The organism is Viridibacillus arvi (assembly GCF_001274945.1).
GTDB lineage: Bacteria > Bacillota > Bacilli > Bacillales_A > Planococcaceae > Viridibacillus > Viridibacillus arvi.
This window is the reverse complement of the sequence record NZ_LILB01000001.1, coordinates 1,674,957-1,693,201: the sequence shown is the minus strand read 5'-3', so window position 1 is coordinate 1,693,201 and position 18,245 is coordinate 1,674,957. Positions and strand designations below refer to the sequence as shown.

General features: G+C 37.1%; 13 protein-coding genes and 1 other annotated feature. All 13 genes read left to right on the top strand.

Annotation, left to right across the window (positions count from 1 at the left end; genetic code table 11):
- Positions 1-121 precede the first annotated feature (121 nt).
- The 13 genes from lon to AMD00_RS08030 all read left to right on the top strand — a co-directional run bounded on the left by lon (position 122) and on the right by AMD00_RS08030 (position 18,197).
- The gene (gene lon, locus AMD00_RS08090) at positions 122-2,449 is read left to right on the top strand and encodes an endopeptidase La (RefSeq protein WP_053416511.1); all 2,328 of its coding nucleotides are present in this window, start codon (positions 122-124) and stop codon (positions 2,447-2,449) included.
- Positions 2,446-3,027, top strand: a complete 582-nt coding sequence (gene yihA / locus AMD00_RS08085; RefSeq protein ID WP_038187485.1) for a ribosome biogenesis GTP-binding protein YihA/YsxC — start codon at positions 2,446-2,448, stop codon at positions 3,025-3,027. Before lon ends, yihA begins: the two co-directional genes overlap by 4 nt.
- Positions 3,028-3,293: 266 nt before the next feature.
- The gene (hemA, locus tag AMD00_RS08080; RefSeq protein ID WP_053416510.1) at positions 3,294-4,658 is read left to right on the top strand and encodes a glutamyl-tRNA reductase; all 1,365 of its coding nucleotides are present in this window, start codon (positions 3,294-3,296) and stop codon (positions 4,656-4,658) included.
- A gap of 100 nt (positions 4,659-4,758) precedes the next feature.
- On the top strand, positions 4,759-5,589 hold the full coding sequence (gene ccsA, locus AMD00_RS08075) for a cytochrome c biogenesis protein CcsA (RefSeq protein ID WP_053416509.1): 831 nt from the start codon (positions 4,759-4,761) through the stop codon (positions 5,587-5,589).
- 18 nt (positions 5,590-5,607) lie between these two features.
- Positions 5,608-6,540, top strand: a complete 933-nt coding sequence (gene hemC / locus AMD00_RS08070; protein ID WP_053416508.1) for a hydroxymethylbilane synthase — start codon at positions 5,608-5,610, stop codon at positions 6,538-6,540.
- Positions 6,530-7,294 carry a uroporphyrinogen-III synthase gene (locus AMD00_RS08065; protein ID WP_053416507.1) on the top strand — a complete coding sequence of 255 codons (765 nt, stop codon included), beginning with the start codon at positions 6,530-6,532 and terminating at the stop codon, positions 7,292-7,294. The genes hemC and AMD00_RS08065 overlap by 11 nt, the downstream gene beginning before the upstream one ends.
- A complete protein-coding gene (gene hemB / locus AMD00_RS08060; protein WP_053416506.1) occupies positions 7,291-8,274 on the top strand; it encodes a porphobilinogen synthase in 984 nt (327 codons plus the stop codon). The genes AMD00_RS08065 and hemB overlap by 4 nt, the downstream gene beginning before the upstream one ends.
- Before the next feature lie 3 nt (positions 8,275-8,277).
- Positions 8,278-9,570 carry a glutamate-1-semialdehyde 2,1-aminomutase gene (gene hemL, locus AMD00_RS08055; RefSeq protein ID WP_053416505.1) on the top strand — a complete coding sequence of 431 codons (1,293 nt, stop codon included), beginning with the start codon at positions 8,278-8,280 and terminating at the stop codon, positions 9,568-9,570.
- A 226-nt stretch (positions 9,571-9,796) separates the two neighbouring features.
- A complete protein-coding gene (locus tag AMD00_RS08050; RefSeq protein ID WP_053416504.1) occupies positions 9,797-10,366 on the top strand; it encodes a hypothetical protein in 570 nt (189 codons plus the stop codon).
- Between the two features lie 241 nt (positions 10,367-10,607).
- Positions 10,608-10,835: a binding site (T-box leader), on the top strand.
- 102 nt (positions 10,836-10,937) lie between these two features.
- The gene (locus tag AMD00_RS08045; RefSeq protein WP_157059221.1) at positions 10,938-13,565 is read left to right on the top strand and encodes a valine--tRNA ligase; all 2,628 of its coding nucleotides are present in this window, start codon (positions 10,938-10,940) and stop codon (positions 13,563-13,565) included.
- A 272-nt stretch (positions 13,566-13,837) separates the two neighbouring features.
- On the top strand, positions 13,838-15,133 hold the full coding sequence (locus tag AMD00_RS08040) for a bifunctional folylpolyglutamate synthase/dihydrofolate synthase (RefSeq protein WP_053416502.1): 1,296 nt from the start codon (positions 13,838-13,840) through the stop codon (positions 15,131-15,133).
- A 13-nt stretch (positions 15,134-15,146) separates the two neighbouring features.
- The gene (locus AMD00_RS08035) at positions 15,147-16,400 is read left to right on the top strand and encodes a bifunctional folylpolyglutamate synthase/dihydrofolate synthase (protein WP_053416501.1); all 1,254 of its coding nucleotides are present in this window, start codon (positions 15,147-15,149) and stop codon (positions 16,398-16,400) included.
- Between the two features lie 87 nt (positions 16,401-16,487).
- On the top strand, positions 16,488-18,197 hold the full coding sequence (locus AMD00_RS08030; protein ID WP_053416500.1) for a sensor domain-containing diguanylate cyclase: 1,710 nt from the start codon (positions 16,488-16,490) through the stop codon (positions 18,195-18,197).
- Positions 18,198-18,245 lie beyond the last annotated feature (48 nt).

Here is an 18,245-nt window from a genome sequence, read left to right as displayed (position 1 = left end):
AAATAAAATTCAGTCGATAAACACTTATGAAGAGTGAAATTGAAATGGTAATCATTTCTGTAATTAATAATGTTTGATTTGCGGGTAAATCGGACAAAATCTAATGGAGGTGATCACCCGCATGACTGAAGTAAAAAGAACAAAAGATATCCCATTATTGCCTTTGAGAGGTTTACTCGTTTATCCCACAATGGTATTACATATCGATGTAGGTCGTGAGCGCTCTGTAGCAGCTCTTGAACATGCAATGTTGGAAGATAATCTTATCTTCTTAGTCACTCAAAAAGAGATGAGCATTGAAAACCCTACGCCGGATGATTTATACACAGTCGGTACAGTCGCATATGTAAAACAAATGCTAAAGTTACCAAATGGAACAATTCGTGTACTAGTTGAAGGACTAAATCGTGCTAAAGTAGTTGATTATCGCGATGGAGAAGAATTTGCAGTTGTAGAAATAGAGAACTTCGAAGATTCAAAAACTGTGGATGCTGAAACAGAAGCATTAATGCGCACACTTCTTACTTATTTTGAAAAGTACTCAAAAGCTTCCAGTAAAGTAACTACAGAAACATATGATACTGTTGCTGATATTGAAGAACCAGGACGCTTTGCAGATATGGTTGCTTCTTATTTGCCGTTGAAAATTACTGGTAAACAAGAGATTCTTAAAATCATCGACGTAAAAGAGCGTTTGGAAATATTAATTCAACGTTTACATGATGAGCAGGAAGTATTGAATCTTGAGAAAAAGATTAGCTCTAAAGTAAAACGTGCTATGGAAAAAGCGCAAAAGGAATTCTATTTACGTGAACAAATGAAGGCAATCCAAACTGAACTTGGCGATCGTGAAGGCAAAACAGGTGAAGTATCTGAGCTGAAAAAGAAAATCCAAGAATCAGGAATGCCTGAAGCTACATTAAAAGTGGCGTATAAAGAATTGGATCGATACGAAAAATTGCCTGCAGCAGCAGCTGAAAGTGGCGTTATTCGTAGTTATATTGATTGGCTAGTTGCATTACCATGGAAAGAAAAGACTGAAGATAGACATGATATTAAAATGGCAGAAAAAGTTTTAAATCGTGATCATGAAGGACTTGATAAAGTAAAGGAACGTATTCTTGAATATTTATCAGTTCGACAATTAAAACAATCTTTACGTGGCCCTATTTTATGTTTGGCGGGACCTCCTGGAGTAGGTAAAACTTCTTTGGCGAAATCGATTGCAGAAGCATTAAATCGTAAATTTGTCCGTATTTCACTTGGTGGTGTACGTGATGAGTCTGAAATTCGTGGACACAGAAGAACTTACGTGGGTGCAATGCCAGGACGTATCATACAAGGTATGAAAAAGGCCGGTACAGTAAACCCTGTATTTTTACTTGATGAAATCGATAAGATGTCAAACGATTTCCGAGGAGATCCTTCTGCTGCTATGCTTGAAGTATTAGATCCAGAGCAAAACAATTCATTTAGTGATCATTATATTGAAGAAACATATGATTTATCAAATGTATTATTTGTTGCGACAGCAAATGATTTAAGTACGATTCCTGGCCCATTGCTTGATCGTATGGAAATCATTACAATCGCGGGTTATACAGAGCAAGAAAAGCATGAAATTTCGAAAAAACATCTTCTACCGAAACAACTGAAAGAGCATGGTTTATCAAAGGCACAATTGCAAATTCGTGATGATGCTATAATTGATTTAATTCGATATTATACGCGCGAAGCAGGTGTTCGAGGATTAGAACGTCAAATTGCAACATTATGCCGTAAAGCAGCGATGCAAATTGTTGCAGGTGATAAAAAACGTGTGGTAATGGCGGCTAAGAATCTTGAAGATATTCTTGGAAAACATCGTTTCCATTACGGACAAGCTGAAACAGAAAATCAAATAGGTGTGGCAACAGGATTAGCGTATACAACGGTTGGTGGTGATACTTTACAGATTGAAGTGTCATTAACTCCTGGTAAAGGCAAATTGCAGTTAACTGGTAAGCTAGGAGACGTGATGAAGGAATCTGCTCAAACGGCCTTATCTTATGTCCGTTCAAAATCAGAGGACCTGAATATTGACCCAGAATTCTTTGATAAACATGATATTCACATTCACGTGCCAGAAGGTGCCGTACCAAAAGATGGTCCATCAGCGGGGATTACAATGGTTACAGCTATCACATCTGCCATAACGAAACGTCCAATCCGACGAGAAGTAGGAATGACGGGTGAAGTGACGTTGCGTGGACGAGTATTACCAATTGGTGGTTTGAAAGAAAAAACGTTAGGGGCGCATCGTGCAGGCTTAACGACAATTATTTTACCGAAAGATAATGAACGCGATATTGATGATATACCAGATAGTGTTCGTGAACAGCTTTCATTTAAGATAGTGTCAAACGCAGATGAAGTACTGGAAATAGCGTTAGACGGAGGAGAAATATGAAAGTTAATAATGTAGAAATGGTCATTAGTGCAGTACGACCAGCACAATATCCAGAAGATGGTCTGCCAGAGTTCGCTTTGGCAGGACGATCAAATGTAGGGAAGTCATCTTTTATCAATCGAATGATTGGGCGTAAAAGTATGGCGCGTATTTCATCTAAACCAGGGAAAACGCAAACACTAAATTTTTATAAAATTGAAGAGCAATTGTTCTTTGTGGATGTTCCAGGTTATGGTTATGCTAAAGTTTCAAAATCTGAGCGTGAAGCTTGGGGACGAATGATTGAACAATATTTCACTAGCCGATCATTATTAAAAGCGGTTGTGTTGATTGTAGATATTCGTCATAAACCTACAGTTGATGACTGTATGATGTATGATTTCTTAAAACATTACAATATCCCATGTATCGTTGTTGCAACGAAAGCTGATAAGATTGTAAAAGGTAAATGGGAAAAACATAAAAAAGTGGTGAAAGATGTATTGGATATGGATCCAAATGATCCACTTATTTTATTTTCTTCTGAAAAAAGCATGGGCATGGACCAAGCTTGGGCAGAAATTGAAAAAAGAATGTAACAGTTTCATAGCAAGAGCGCGAGTGATAGTTTCTTGCGCTCTTTTGTTATTTCTTGAATAGTTATGTGCTCGTTTGGGGAAAATAATATATGAAGCAATATGGTTGTTGTTCGACAAATTTTTTGATACACTTACATTATAATAATTCTAAATAAGGCGAGTGCTATTATCATTCATATGCCGTTCACAATTAAAACTAGCCGTGACTGACATTTATGCTATAATAGAAATCGTGAATTAGATGAACGTGAGAGGTGTATGATTTCATGCATACCATCGTAGTAGGCTTGAATTATAAGACAGCTCCAGTAGAGATTCGTGAAAAATTCTCATTTATTGAGAGTGAAATACCGAATGCTATGAGAGCTCTTCAAAGTGAAAAAAGCATATTAGAGAACGTAATTGTATCTACATGTAACCGAACAGAAGTGTATGCTGTAGTCGATCAATTGCATACTGGACGTCACTATATAAAACAATTTTTGGCAGATTGGTTTAAAGTTCCTGTTGAAACTTTTTCTGCACATTTATATATTCGTGAAGATGAACAGTCGATGGAGCATTTGTTCCGCGTTACTGCTGGGATAGATTCAATGGTACTTGGGGAAACACAAATTCTTGGACAAGTGCGTACTAGCTTCTTAAATGGACAACAAATCGGTGCAACTGGTACGGTTTACAATAAACTATTTAAGCAAGCGATTACTTTCGCAAAACGCGCGCATGGTGAAACAGCTATCGGCGAAAATGCAGTTTCTGTTTCTTATGCTGCTGTAGAACTTGCTAAGAAAATCTTCGGATCATTACAACAAAAACATGTTGCTATTTTAGGCGCAGGTAAAATGGGTGAATTAGCGACTCAAAATTTGTATGGTAGTGGTGTTGGTAAAGTAACGGTGATTAATCGTACATTTGAAAAAGCTGAGTTACTTGCTTCTAAGTTTGAAGGAACAGCAAAATCAATGCAAGAGCTCCAATGTACACTTCTTGAAGCTGATATTTTAATCAGTTCAACTGGTGCGACAGACTATGTTATTGATTTTGAATTAATGCAATTTGTTGAACGTTTAAGAAAAGGGAAACCATTATTCATGGTAGATATCGCTGTACCGCGTGACTTAGATCCACGTATTGGTGATTTACCAAATGTCTTCCTATATGATATTGATGATTTACAAGGCATAGTTGAGGCAAACCTTGCTGAGCGTGAACGTGCTGCTAAGCAAATTTCGTCAATGATTGACACTGAAATTCATGAATTCCAAGACTGGTTATCAACACTTGGTGTAGTACCTGTAATTGCTGCGCTTCGTAAAAAAGCAGCAACAATTCAAGAGGAAACAATGCTAAGTATCGAAAACAAAATGCCTGATTTAACAGATCGTGAGAAAAAGGTGTTAAGTAAGCATACTAAATCAATTATTAATCAATTATTAAAAGAACCAATTCTGCAAGTTAAGGAAATGGCTAGTTCAGCAAAAGCAAATGAACAATTACAGCTATTCCAACAAATCTTCGGAATTGAAAATGAAGTGCAAGATGAAGTGAAAAAGCACCAGTTAGAAGAAAAAAATCGAATGCAAAAAACAGCAGAAGAAGCACAATCTTCTAGTCCTGGATTATCATATTAAATGAAATTTGTTTAGGAGGCGTTTTCGTATCTGTATGGTAAACTAATAGATGCGGAATCGTCTTTTTTTTGCGATAAAGTTAAAAATAAAGGAGTAAGTTATGGCTGATTTGACGATGACAAGACTACATGAAGCGATGGTCGTCTTATATGCAATCAGTCTTGTATTCTATTTTATAGATTATTTAAATAAGGATGCAAAAGCTCACCGTGTTGCATTTTGGCTACTTTCCATCGTATGGGTTTTACAATCAGTATTTTTAGTAATGTATATAGTGGAGACGCATCGTTTCCCTATATTATCGTTGTTTGAAGGAATCTATTTCTACGCTTGGTTATTAATAACCATTTCGATTCTTTTACATTGTGTGTATCGAGTAGATTTACCAGTATTCTTCATCAACGTAATTGGATTCATCTTTATGACGATTCATACATTTGCACCATCGCAAATTGCACAGTCGCCAGTAGGTGAGGCACTAAGCTCTGAGCTTTTATTTATCCATATTACATTCGCAATACTTTCGTATGTGGCATTCTCACTATCGTTTGTTTTTTCGACATTATATTTGATTTTATATAATGTATTAAAGAAAAAGAAATGGACGAAGCAATGGACGAGACTTCCATCATTACAGCAAACTGAGCAAGGAATGACAGCTTCATTATTAACGGGTATTCCGTTATTATTAATAAGTTTAATTTTAGGCCTACAATGGGCATATTTAACATTAGATAACGTATCTGTATTTGATGTGAAAATTGTTGGTTCATTTGTTTCGTTGTTAATATATTGTTTCATCATATATGGAAATCGAAAAGGGAAATTACATTCGACAGGTTATGCGTGGGCTCATGTGTATGCATTTCTGTTTGTAATCATCAATTTCTTTTTAGGAAGTAGATTGTCTGATTTTCATCTTTGGTATTAATAGAAAGGTTGGATTATTGTGAGAAAAATAGTAGTAGGTTCAAGAAGAAGTAAACTTGCTTTAACGCAAACTAATTGGTTTATCAATCAAATGAAGCAGGCGGGGGCTCCGTTTGAATTTGAAGTCAAAGAAATCGTGACTAAAGGTGACCAAATTTTAGATGTCCAACTTTCTAAAGTAGGCGGTAAAGGACTATTTGTAAAAGAAATCGAACAAGAACTTTTTGATAAAGGAATTGATTTTGCTGTCCACAGTATGAAAGACATGCCAGCAATTCTACCAGAGGGGCTTGTAATTGGCTGTATCCCTCCACGTGAAGATGCACGTGATGCTTTCATTTCAAAAGGTCATGTAAAATTTGCGGATCTACCAAAAGGTGCTATTGTTGGAACGAGTAGCTTACGACGCAGTGCACAATTATTAGCCCAACGTCCAGATATCGAAATCAAATGGATTCGTGGAAACGTAGATACACGTTTAGCGAAACTTGAAACGGGCGAATATGATGCGATTATTTTAGCTGCAGCAGGTCTTAAACGACTAGGCTGGAGTCAAGATGTCGTAACAGAATACTTATCTGCTGAAATGTGTATCCCAGCTGTTGGACAAGGTTCTCTAGGTATCGAGTGTCGTAGTGATGATGCTGAATTATTAGCTGAACTTGCTAAATTAACAGACAAAGCAACTTGGGAAGAAGCACATGCAGAGCGTGCATATCTTGCAGCAATGGATGGCGGTTGCCAAGTACCAATCGCAGGTTACGCAAAATTTGATGGAAAACAAATTGAACTAACTGGTTTAGTAGCAGCTCCAGATGCGTCTGTTATTTATAAAGAAACAGTGACAATGGAAGATGCTAAAGCAGCTGGTGAAGAAGTTGCTCGTATTTTAACAGAGCAAGGAGCCTTTGATTTAATTCAAAAAGTAAAGGCTGAGCAAGATGCAAAATGATTTATCTCTTAGTGGAGACAAAATCGTATTAACAGGCACACATGTTACAGCATCCGTGAAAAAGCAAATTGAACAATTAGGCGGTCAGGCTATACACCTACCGCTTATTACTGTTAATGAGGTTAAAAGTGACATGGACCGACAACGACTTGAAAAAAGTAAGCGATATGATTGGCTTATTTTCACTAGTCAAAATGCGGTCCTTGCTTTTATAAGTAAAATACAGCGTTTTCATTTCCAGGCATCTGAGTGGACATGTAAGGTGGCTGCTGTTGGTACAAAAACAGCCGAAGCTCTTGAAAAAATAGGTTTTGAGATTAATTTTATGCCATCAACTTTCAGTGCAGATGTATTTGTACAAGAGTTCCCTACAATTGCGGGAGATAATGTATCCTGTCAATTTATTAAGGGTTCGATGGCAAAGGATACTATAGTAAAAGGTTTATCTTGTCATGTTAATGAATGGACTGTCTACGAAACGGTTCAAACGACAGAACATACTACAGAACTGCTAACACTTTTAAAAGAATCGACAAATGTAAGCATTGCCTTTGCAAGTCCATCTGCAGTAGAGGTTTTTTCTAAACATGTAGCAAAGGTAATCGGTTGGCATTCATTTAATGTTCTAGCCATAGGACATATCACAGAGCGAGCGCTAATTAAAGCGGGAGCTAAAGTTGATATAATGCCACACACCTATACAATGAAAGCACTGATTCAAGAGTTAGCTAATAGAAAGGAACATCTAAAATGAGAGATTTAACATTTAAAAGACATAGACGTTTACGTCAATCCGCTACTATGCGTTCAATGGTAAAAGAAACATATTTGCATAAAGAAGATTTCATCTATCCCATTTTCGTCATGGATGGCGAAAATATTAAAAATGAAGTATCTTCTATGCCAGGCGTTTTCCAATTTTCAATTGATCGTTTAGCTGAGGAAATGGATGAAGTAGTATCACTAGGTATTCCTTCAGTTATTCTTTTTGGCTTGCCTGCTGAAAAAGACGAAGTAGGTACTCAAGCTTTCCATAATCACGGTATTGTTCAAGAAGCAACTCGTTTTGTGAAAAAGAATTACCCAGAAATCGTGGTTATCGCGGACACATGCCTATGTGAATTTACTTCTCATGGTCACTGTGGTGTCGTGAATGATAAAGAACAGATTTTAAATGATCCTTCACTAGATTTATTAGCAAAAACAGCAGTTTCTCAAGCAGAGGCGGGAGCAGACATTATTGCGCCATCTAATATGATGGACGGTTTTGTAGCAGCGATTCGTAAAGGCTTAGATGATGCTGGATTTGAAGATGTTCCAATCATGTCTTATGCAGTAAAATATGCTTCAGCATACTATGGACCATTCCGTGATGCAGCAGATGGTGCACCTAAATTTGGGGATCGTAAAACATATCAAATGGATCCTGCAAATCGTATGGAAGCAATGCGTGAGGCTACTTCAGACGTAGAAGAAGGAGCGGATTTCTTAATCGTTAAACCAGCATTGGCTTACTTAGATATTGTACGCGATGTACGTAATAACTACGATTTACCCGTTGTTGCTTACAATGTAAGTGGCGAATATGCGATGGTCAAAGCAGCATCTATTAATGGCTGGATTGATGAGAAACAAACGGTTTTAGAAACACTACTCGGTATGAAACGCGCAGGAGCAGACTTAATCATTACTTATCACGCAAAAGATGCAGTCCGTTGGATGGAGGGGAAATAATTCATGACACGTTCATATGAAAAATCAAAACAAGCCTTTAAAGAAGCAGTAAACTTAATGCCAGGTGGCGTAAACAGTCCAGTTCGTGCATTTAAAGCAGTAGATATGGACCCAATTTTCATGGCTAGCGGTAAAGGAGCAATCATTACTGATATCGATGGTAATGATTATATTGACTATGTATTATCATGGGGTCCATTAATTATTGGTCACACGCATCCTGATGTTGTAGCTGCAATTCAAAAAGTAGCTGAAACAGGAACAAGCTTCGGTGCTTCTTCACTAGTAGAAAATGAACTAGCAAAAGTGGTAATAGATCGTATTCCTTCTATCGAAATGATTCGTATGGTATCTTCTGGTACGGAAGCAACAATGAGTGCAATCCGTGCTGCACGTGGCTTTACAGGAAGAGATAAAATTTTGAAGTTCGAAGGTAGCTATCACGGACATGGAGATAGTTTACTGATTAAAGCTGGGTCAGGTGTAGCAACACTTGGTTTACCAGACAGCCCTGGTGTACCAATGGGAATTGCTCAAAACACATTAACTGTTCCGTATAATGATTTAGAATCAGCTAAACTTGTATTCGAAAAATTCGGAGAAGAAATTGCTGCAGTAATCGTTGAACCGGTTTGCGGTAATATGGGTGTAGTTCCTCCGTTACCAGGATTCCTTGAAGGCTTACGTGAACTAACAACTAATGCTGGCTCACTATTAATCTTTGATGAAGTAATGACTGGTTTCCGTGTAGGGTATCATAGTGCTCAAGGTCACTACGGTGTAACACCAGATTTAACTTGTCTTGGTAAAGTAATCGGTGGTGGACTACCTGTAGGTGCATTCGGAGGTAAGCGTGAAATTATGGAGAAAATTGCTCCAGCAGGTCCAATCTATCAAGCGGGTACATTATCAGGTAACCCACTAGCAATGTCTGCTGGTTTAGCAACAATTAGTCATTTGAAGCCTGAAACATATGATTACTTCACAAAACTAGGTGATCAATTAGAAGCAGGTTTCCGCGAAGCTGCAGAAATGTATAATATCCCTCACACAGTAAATCGAGCAGGTTCAATGATTGGCTATTTCTTAACTAATGAGAATGTTATTAACTTTGAAACAGCGAAAACTTCTGATTTACAATTGTTTGCTGAATACTACGGTTTAATGGCGAACGAAGGAATCTTCTTGCCGCCGTCACAATTTGAAGGTGTATTTGTTTCTACAGAGCACACTGAAGAACATATTGCAAAGACAGTTCAAGCTTTCCAAAAAGTATTTAAACAACTTGCACGCTAATATAAGAAAAAGGCTTTCTCTATTGCGAGAAGGCCTTTTTTAATGCATTTGAATACTTTAATGATATACGTAATAGAGCTCATCTTTATCTTAGAGTATCAATGGCTCTAATGGACCCGACCAACAAGCGAATAACTACAATCGATTAATCTATGGACATAACATAATGCATAATCACAATACTATCAAGCATATATTCTATTAGATATATGAAGGAGGTCAAGCTATGCAACATATTTCCTGGGAAATCGCAGAAGGATTTAATTTTCCTGAAAGTTTTGGTAAACCGCAAGATACGTCGAATGTGAAAATTACACCTCGTTGGACACAAGAAGAGTCAGGTGAATCAGTATTTTTAACAGGTATTTATCATATTTCTGCCAATGTAGCATTTGCAGAAGGAGAAGCACCACATCATGGGACTTCAACTTGGACAACAATAGAGGATTTAGACATGCAAGGAGAATCGGGTTATTTTGAATATGCTGTGCCGTTACATGTAAATTTGCCTCGAGATCGAGTGAATAAAGACGTTCCTGTAGAAATAAAAGTAGACTATATTACGACAACATTCCAAGATGATGGTAGTTGTCATTTCAGCTGGCAGGCGACATGTAATTATGAGGAGCCGCAAGTTGCTACTGCAAAAGTAGAAGCAGAAGTAGTAGGGAATTCTCCTACCACTACTGCCGAGGCAAGTGCTCAAGAAGAACCAGAATCTAATGCGTTCTTATGGGATTTAGAAGAAGCATATACAATTAAAACGTATAACTTAAAGGAAATCCGTAAACAGTAGATACCACAATAAGACTAATACCAGAAGTATAATAATGTCCCATGTTGTCGGGATGATGATTACACGAATACCTTGGAAGCAACAAATAGGAACGATAATACTTCTACAGTAAAATCTTGTTCTCCGTAGCCAAGGTGGTAGAAAATAAGGATTATATTTTCGACGTGACATGAAATGTGGTCCTCCTTTCTAAAAAACTTGAAAATGCATCTTTTTTCCGATACAATAAGGTCATCTTAATATAGATGCATAGATAGGGAAGAGTAGAATGTATTGTGTTTGCCAAAGAGAGGAAACGTTAGGTGCGAGTTTCCGCTTACACACATTTGAAGGTCGCCCTGGAGCAGTTTCTGTGAACCTGATAAAGCTTAGCAGAAGCCGGTTAGAAGCCGTTATACAATGAAGTGTCAGCACGTTTTTTGTGTTGAAATAAAGGTGGTACCGCGAATTCAACTCCTTCGTCCTTTTTAGGCGATAGGAGTTTTTTATTTGCAAAAAACTACAAAATACTTCGTTGTTAACAAAACATTAAAAGGAGGTCGTCAAATTGACAGAACAACAAACGACATCAATGCCAACGAAATATGATCCACAGTCAATCGAACAAGGACGTTATGAATGGTGGCTAAAAGGAGAATTCTTTAAAGCACAACCTGAAAGTGGCAAAGAGCCATATTCAATCGTGATTCCACCACCAAATGTAACAGGTAAACTACACTTAGGGCATGCTTGGGATACAACATTACAAGATATCCTAATTCGTATGAAGCGTATGCAAGGATACGATGCGCTTTGGTTACCAGGTATGGACCATGCGGGTATTGCAACACAAGCAAAGGTAGAAGCGAAACTTCGTGAAGAAGGTATTACTCGTTATGACTTAGGCCGCGAAAAGTTCGTTGAAAAAACATGGGAATGGAAAGAAGAGTATGCAGGTCATATTCGTCAGCAATGGTCGAAAATGGGTCTAGCGCTAGATTATTCTCGTGAACGATTCACATTAGATGCAGGACTTTCTGATGCAGTAAAAGAAGTATTCGTAAAACTTTACGAAAAGGGATTAATTTACCGCGGTGAATATATCATTAACTGGGATCCTGCAACTAAAACAGCGTTATCAGATATCGAAGTTATTTACAAAGACATTCCAGGGGCTTTCTATCACTTCAAATATCCATTAACTGATGGAACTGGAGCAATTGAAATTGCAACTACACGCCCTGAAACAATGCTAGGTGATACTGCAATCGCTGTTCACCCTAAAGATGAACGTTACCAACATCTAATCGGTAAAACAGTGACATTACCAATCGTAGGTCGCGAAATTCCAATCATTGCAGATGAGTACGTTGAAATGGAATTTGGTACGGGTGTTGTGAAAATTACACCAGCTCATGACCCGAATGACTTTGAAGTAGGTAACCGCCATGACTTACCACGTATTCTTGTAATGAACGAAGACGGTTCAATGAATGATAATGCTGGAAAATATAAAGGTATGGATCGCTTTGAATGCCGTAAAGCAATTGTTAAAGACTTACAAGACATGGGTGTTTGCTTCAAAATCGAAGATCATATGCACTCAGTAGGACATTCAGAACGTTCTGGTGCGGTTGTTGAGCCGTATCTTTCAACACAATGGTTCGTTAAAATGCAACCACTTGCAGATGCATCATTAGAGCTTCAAAAAGATGAAGAAGGCAAAGTAAACTTTGTACCTGCACGTTTTGAAAATACGTATTCTCGTTGGATGGAGAATATCCGTGATTGGTGTATTTCTCGTCAACTTTGGTGGGGTCACCGAATTCCAGCTTGGTACCATAAAGAAACAGGCGAAATTTACGTAGGTACAGATGCTCCAGCAGATGCTGAAAACTGGAATCAAGATACTGACGTATTGGATACTTGGTTCTCATCTGCATTATGGCCGTTTTCAACAATGGGCTGGCCAGATGAAGAAAACGAAGAATTTAAACGTTATTACCCAACTAATACATTAGTAACTGGTTATGATATTATATTCTTCTGGGTTTCTCGTATGATTTTCCAAGGTATTGAATTTACTGGAACACGTCCATTTGAAGATGTATTAATTCACGGTTTAGTTCGTGATGAGCAAGGGCGAAAAATGTCTAAATCTCTAGGTAACGGCGTTGATCCAATGGATGTTATCGAAAAATACGGTGCTGACTCATTACGTTACTTCTTAGCAACTGGCTCTTCTCCGGGTCAAGATTTACGTTATTCAAATGAAAAAGTAGAAGCTGTTTGGAACTTCTCAAACAAAATTTGGAATGCTTCACGCTTTGCTTTGATGAACATGGAAGGCATGACATACGATGAAATCGATTTAACTGGTAAAAAATCAGTAGCAGATCAATGGATTCTAACTCGTCTGAACGAAACAATCGAACAAGTAACAACTTTAGCTGAGAAATTTGAATTTGGTGAAGTAGGTCGTCAATTATACAACTTCATCTGGGATGATTTCTGTGACTGGTACATCGAAATGGCGAAATTGCCATTATACGGTGAAGACGAAGCAGCGAAGAAAACAACGCGCTCTGTACTAGCATATGTTTTAGATAATACAATGCGCCTGTTACATCCATTTATGCCATTTATCACAGAAGAAATTTGGCAAAACCTTCCGCATGAAGGCCAATCAATTACAGTAGCTGCTTGGCCGACAGTTGATGAAACTTTAACTTCACAAGCACAATCGGATAACATGAAATTACTAATGGATATTATCCGTGCTGTTCGTAACATTCGTGCTGAAGTACAAACGCCAATGAGCAAAAAAGTGCCTTTATATGTTTCAGCTAAAGATGCTGCAACACTGGCTGTTCTGGAAGATAATAAAGCATATTTAGAAAAATTCTGTAACCCAGAGCCATTAACACTAGGTGAAGGCATTGAAGCTCCTGGTCAATGTATGTCTGCAGTTGTATCTGGCGCAGAACTATTCTTACCACTTGAAGGATTAATCGATGTAGCGGCTGAAATTGAGCGCTTATCACATGAACTTGAGAAATGGAATAAAGAAGTGAAACGAGTTCAAGGTAAACTGAACAATGAACGTTTCGTATCTAAAGCTCCAGATGACGTTGTAGCTGCTGAGCGTGCAAAAGAAGCAGACTATATTGAAAAATATGCAACAGTGGAGAAACGTATTAACGAATTGAAAAATATGTAATCAAAAAAAACGCTCAAGTATTATACTTGAGCGATTTTTTCTGTTATTAAAATGAACATTTATTGATAAAATTTGATAAATTCTTACAATTTAAATCCAGACGGATATAAGTTGAAAGATATTTTAGTTCAATTGATATTAATTCTAACGGAAAAAGTCAAGCGGTAATTATAACCAAAATGTAATGTAGTTATTGTTCTTTATAATGGCTTATAATAAGAAGGTAAATGATTAAATAACAAGCACAATATACATACCAGGAGTGTTGAATAGTGTTTACAAATATAGAACAGTGCGTCGAGTTTTTAACCTCATTAAGAAAAGGTAGTAGTACATCGATTCCATTAGAAGTCGTTAATTCATTATTACAAGAATTTGGCGACCCCCAACATACTTTTAAAACAATCCATTTAGCAGGTTCAAACGGCAAAGGCTCTACTTTAAACGCATTAAAGGAAATATTAAAACACAGCCAAGTAGAAAAAGTAGGCTGCTTTGTTTCTCCACACTTAGAGCGCATAAATGAGCGTATTACAATTAGTGACAAGCAAATTACGGATGAGCAATTCCTTTTGTACGTCAATAAAGTTTTTGCTGCAATAGATGAAAAGGACGGAGTATACCCTAGTTTTTTTGAAATTATGACGATTGTCGCTTTCCTCTATTTTGCAGATGAAAAAGTAGATGTTGCTCTAATTGAAACAGGCATTGGTGGCAAATTAGATTCAACTAATGTGATTGATCCCATCATTTCAATAATTACAACGATTTCTTTAGAACATACAGCGATTTTAGGTGATACCTATGACAAAATTGCTTATCAAAAGGGTGGCATCATTAAAGAAAATAGACCTGTAGTGACAACAGTAGAGAATAAAGATGCACTAGAAGTTCTTCGGAAAATAGCGGAAGAGAAGCATGCACCTATAGCTATTTTCCAAGAGGATTTTATGGCAACAAAAGTCGCTCAAAAGGAATATATGCAAGTGTTTAATTATTCTAAAGGTGATTACGTCATAAAAGATGTTGAATTACTTATGGCAGGACCTCATCAAATTAACAATGCTTCATTAGCTATTACAACGGCATTATTGTTAAAAGATGCTGGATACTTTGACATTACAGAAGAAGCTATTCGAAAAGCTTTAAAAGAAGCAAAATGGGCGGGACGCTTTGAAGAGTATGATCATCTTATTGTAATTGATGGAGCGCATAATCCTGAAGGTACAGAAGCATTAATTACCACGTTAAAAGCGAAATATCCGACGAGGGAATATGATTTTATCTATGCCGCACTACAGGACAAGGATCATCTAAAAAGTATTAAGATGATGGCGGAAGTAGCATCCTCTATGACATTTACTCAAATAACTATGCCTAATGCTGCACCAGCTGAAGAATTAGCAGCATTATCACAGCACCACCATACTTATTTTAATGCAGATTGGGAACGTGTAGTGAAGCGAGCAATTGAGAAAAAAGAGGACGAGCATGTATTAGTCATAACAGGTTCTCTATATTTTATTTCTGAAGTACGTGCTTTTTTAAGCAATAAAGTGAAGCAGTAAATGAGGTGCCGACATGATTCCGAAATTAGATTACTATAAAAAAAAGTGGGAAGTCCATAGTGATGCCTCGATTAAACCAGGTTTAACAGCTATTACTGAGGCATTAAAATTAGTAGGGAATCCACAAGAAAACTTATCAGCAGTCCATGTGGCGGGTACAAATGGCAAAGGCTCAACGATTACTTTTATAGAACATATAAGTAAGGCTCATGGACTGTCGACCGCTACATTTATGTCCCCGTGTATTGAAGATGTACACGATCAAATTCAGCTAAATGAACAACCCATTACACCAGAAGAAATGGATGCAGTATTTAGTATCATGGCAGATGCGGGATTAGATGGAAAGCTAACAGATTTCGAACTGTTAACAGTAGCAGCCTTTTTAGCTTTCGAGCGCTTTGCACCTGATATTACGATTATCGAATGTGGTATGGGGGGGCGTTTTGATAGTACGAATGTTGTAGCGCCAATCGTGTCAGTTGTACCAAGTATTGCTTTAGAGCATACAAACTTTCTAGGCTCGACTATAGAAAGTATAGCCATGCATAAAGCAGGCATTATTAAAGAAGGAAAGCCTGTAGTGACGGGTGCGCTACCAACTGATGCAATGAAAATATTTACACAAGAAGCGGAAAAACTACGCTCACCATTACTTGTTTACAATGAAAATTTCATCGTTATAGAGGAAAACTCGAAGGAAATATACATGGCAAATGATGTACGAATCCCGAATTTAACTCGTACAATGCCGGGGCTGCATCAGCGTAGTAATATGGCGCTAGCTATTACAGCATTTAATATTTTTGCACAAATAAATGGAGTGAAAACAAGTGTAGAGGCATTACGAAAAGGGATTCAAAGTGCTCAGCTTGCATGTCGTTTTGAACGACTTGCACCGAAGCTGTATATTGATGGGGCACATAACCCAGCTAGTGCTAAAAGTTTAGTAAATGCGATTAAAGAGCAATTTCCTAATGAACCCATTCATTTTATCGTTGGCATGTTAGGGGACAAGGATATACAAGGGGTTTTAGCAGAATTAGAAAAAGTAGGTACCACCTTTACCTTTGTAGATGTAGTTAATGATCGTGCGATGGCTGCTGATGAGATTATGAAAATAAGTAATGCGGTAAATAAATCGACAACATATGACATTTTAACTACTGTTCAACAAAAGTTGCTGTTGAATGAAGTAATTATCATGACTGGTTCCTTATATTTGTTAGCAAAATGGCGAAAAATATTGCATGAAACATTCAATTGAATTACATTAAATGGATGACTTTAGTGAAGTGATTTGCTATAATTGCTTAAAAGTAGGCATAAATACTCACGATGAGAGGTGTGAGAAGTGAATTTATCACTAAAGTTTAGATGGACCGTATTTGCAGTATGGTTGGCAACTGTACCAATTAGTTTATATATGGTATACCACTATTTCCCTCCACCAACGTATATTGATTGGTCTGAGTTAATAGGGTTCATAGTATTGGCAATCATAACAGCCATTTTTCCCTTTGTTATAAACGGGGTTCCTTTATTTTTTATGCAATGGGTAAACTTAGCGGTTTTTTTGAAATATGGTTTATTTATAGAGTTGATTATATTCCAAATTGCACTTATACCATTTTTATACCGTGCTAAGTTACTTAAGTTAAGTCTCTACCGCTTACCTTGGAATTCGATAATGTTTTTCCTCGTATCTTTCATCAGTGGTTTATTTTATATCGTAATTGGTGGGGAATTTGGTTCGCTTAGCATTCCTCATATAGTCTTATTCGGAATGGTGTATTTATTTATGAATACATTTGTGAATCATGTATTACTAAAATTGAGTTTAATCGTCATGAAGAAAAGAGCTCCATTTCTAACAAAAGATGATTATTGGGATTATAATAGTATGCTATTTACTTTTCCTATGGGGTTAACACTATATCTACTGTCGGAATATGTAGGGCCGATAGCATTTGTTTTACTTGGGTTGCCATTTTTAATAGTGACTCAAATTTTAAGACTGTATAGTACATCAGAAAGAGTAAATGAATACCTATCGTTGGCTGCACATTTTGGTCATCAATTAGGGGATCGCTTAACGAGTGATGAAGTTGTGGATTTATTTATGGATAAAACTATTGAAATTATGCCTGTAAATCATGCTTACATTATCGATATTGTGAATGGTCAGCTACAATTCCTTAGATCACATGAAAATGGAGTAGCTAAAGCAGTTAATATCTCTCATGAAAATATTTTGAAAACGCCTATCAAAGAAATAATGAACACAGAACAAACAATTGTTTACAATCAACAGTCCGAATGGATAGATATGGGGATAGGTTTTTTGCCTTTTGCCACACAAAGTATAGTAATGATGCCAATCTCAAGAAATCAAAAAATGGTAGGGATTTTATTATTAGCTTCTAATAAGAAAAAATTCTTTGAAGAATATAAAATTCGTATATTGGACATACTCTGTTCTTATTTTGCTGTTTCCGTGGAGCGGTCGCGGTATATTGAGGCGACATTGAACAAAAGTGAACGCTGTGGTTTAACTGGGTTATATAATTACAGGTATTTCGAAGAACAACTTACAATTAAAATGCAAGAATTAATGGACGGGGAAATACGCCAGCTATCGTTAATCATGCTCGATATTGATCATTTCAAACTTATAAATGATACGTATGGTCATCAAAGTGGTAATAGCATTTTATGTGACTTCGCTCGTACTTTAGAGGAAGAAGTGGAAGGTAAAGGATTATTAGCTAGATTTGGCGGTGAGGAATTTGTTATTTTACTTCCGAATATGTCTAAAGGCGAGGCACTCCACTTAGCCGAAGAAATACGTATGAATGTACAACTTAAGTTATTTGAAATTGGATCAGATTTGAGTTTGAATCACATAAAAGAACATGTCACAATCACGACAAGTGTAGGTGTTTCAACTGCTCCTGAAGATTGTGATAAACCAATGGCACTAATAAGAAATGCTGATAGGGCTTTGTATGTAGGAGCTAAACAAAAAGGGCGTAATCGCGTAGCGGAGTATCTAAAGACATAAACAATAGCTAAGAGATTCCTAGAATTCTCTTAGCTATTGCAACATATA

Coding starts and splice junctions, on each gene's coding strand:
- lon (WP_053416511.1), top strand. CDS start 122: ATGACTGAAGTAAAAAGAACAAAAGATATCCCATTATTGCCTTTGAGA.
- yihA (WP_038187485.1), top strand. CDS start 2,446: ATGAAAGTTAATAATGTAGAAATGGTCATTAGTGCAGTACGACCAGCA.
- hemA (WP_053416510.1), top strand. CDS start 3,294: ATGCATACCATCGTAGTAGGCTTGAATTATAAGACAGCTCCAGTAGAG.
- ccsA (WP_053416509.1), top strand. CDS start 4,759: ATGGCTGATTTGACGATGACAAGACTACATGAAGCGATGGTCGTCTTA.
- AMD00_RS08065 (WP_053416507.1), top strand. CDS start 6,530: ATGCAAAATGATTTATCTCTTAGTGGAGACAAAATCGTATTAACAGGC.
- hemB (WP_053416506.1), top strand. CDS start 7,291: ATGAGAGATTTAACATTTAAAAGACATAGACGTTTACGTCAATCCGCT.
- hemL (WP_053416505.1), top strand. CDS start 8,278: ATGACACGTTCATATGAAAAATCAAAACAAGCCTTTAAAGAAGCAGTA.
- AMD00_RS08050 (WP_053416504.1), top strand. CDS start 9,797: ATGCAACATATTTCCTGGGAAATCGCAGAAGGATTTAATTTTCCTGAA.
- AMD00_RS08045 (WP_157059221.1), top strand. CDS start 10,938: ATGCCAACGAAATATGATCCACAGTCAATCGAACAAGGACGTTATGAA.
- AMD00_RS08035 (WP_053416501.1), top strand. CDS start 15,147: ATGATTCCGAAATTAGATTACTATAAAAAAAAGTGGGAAGTCCATAGT.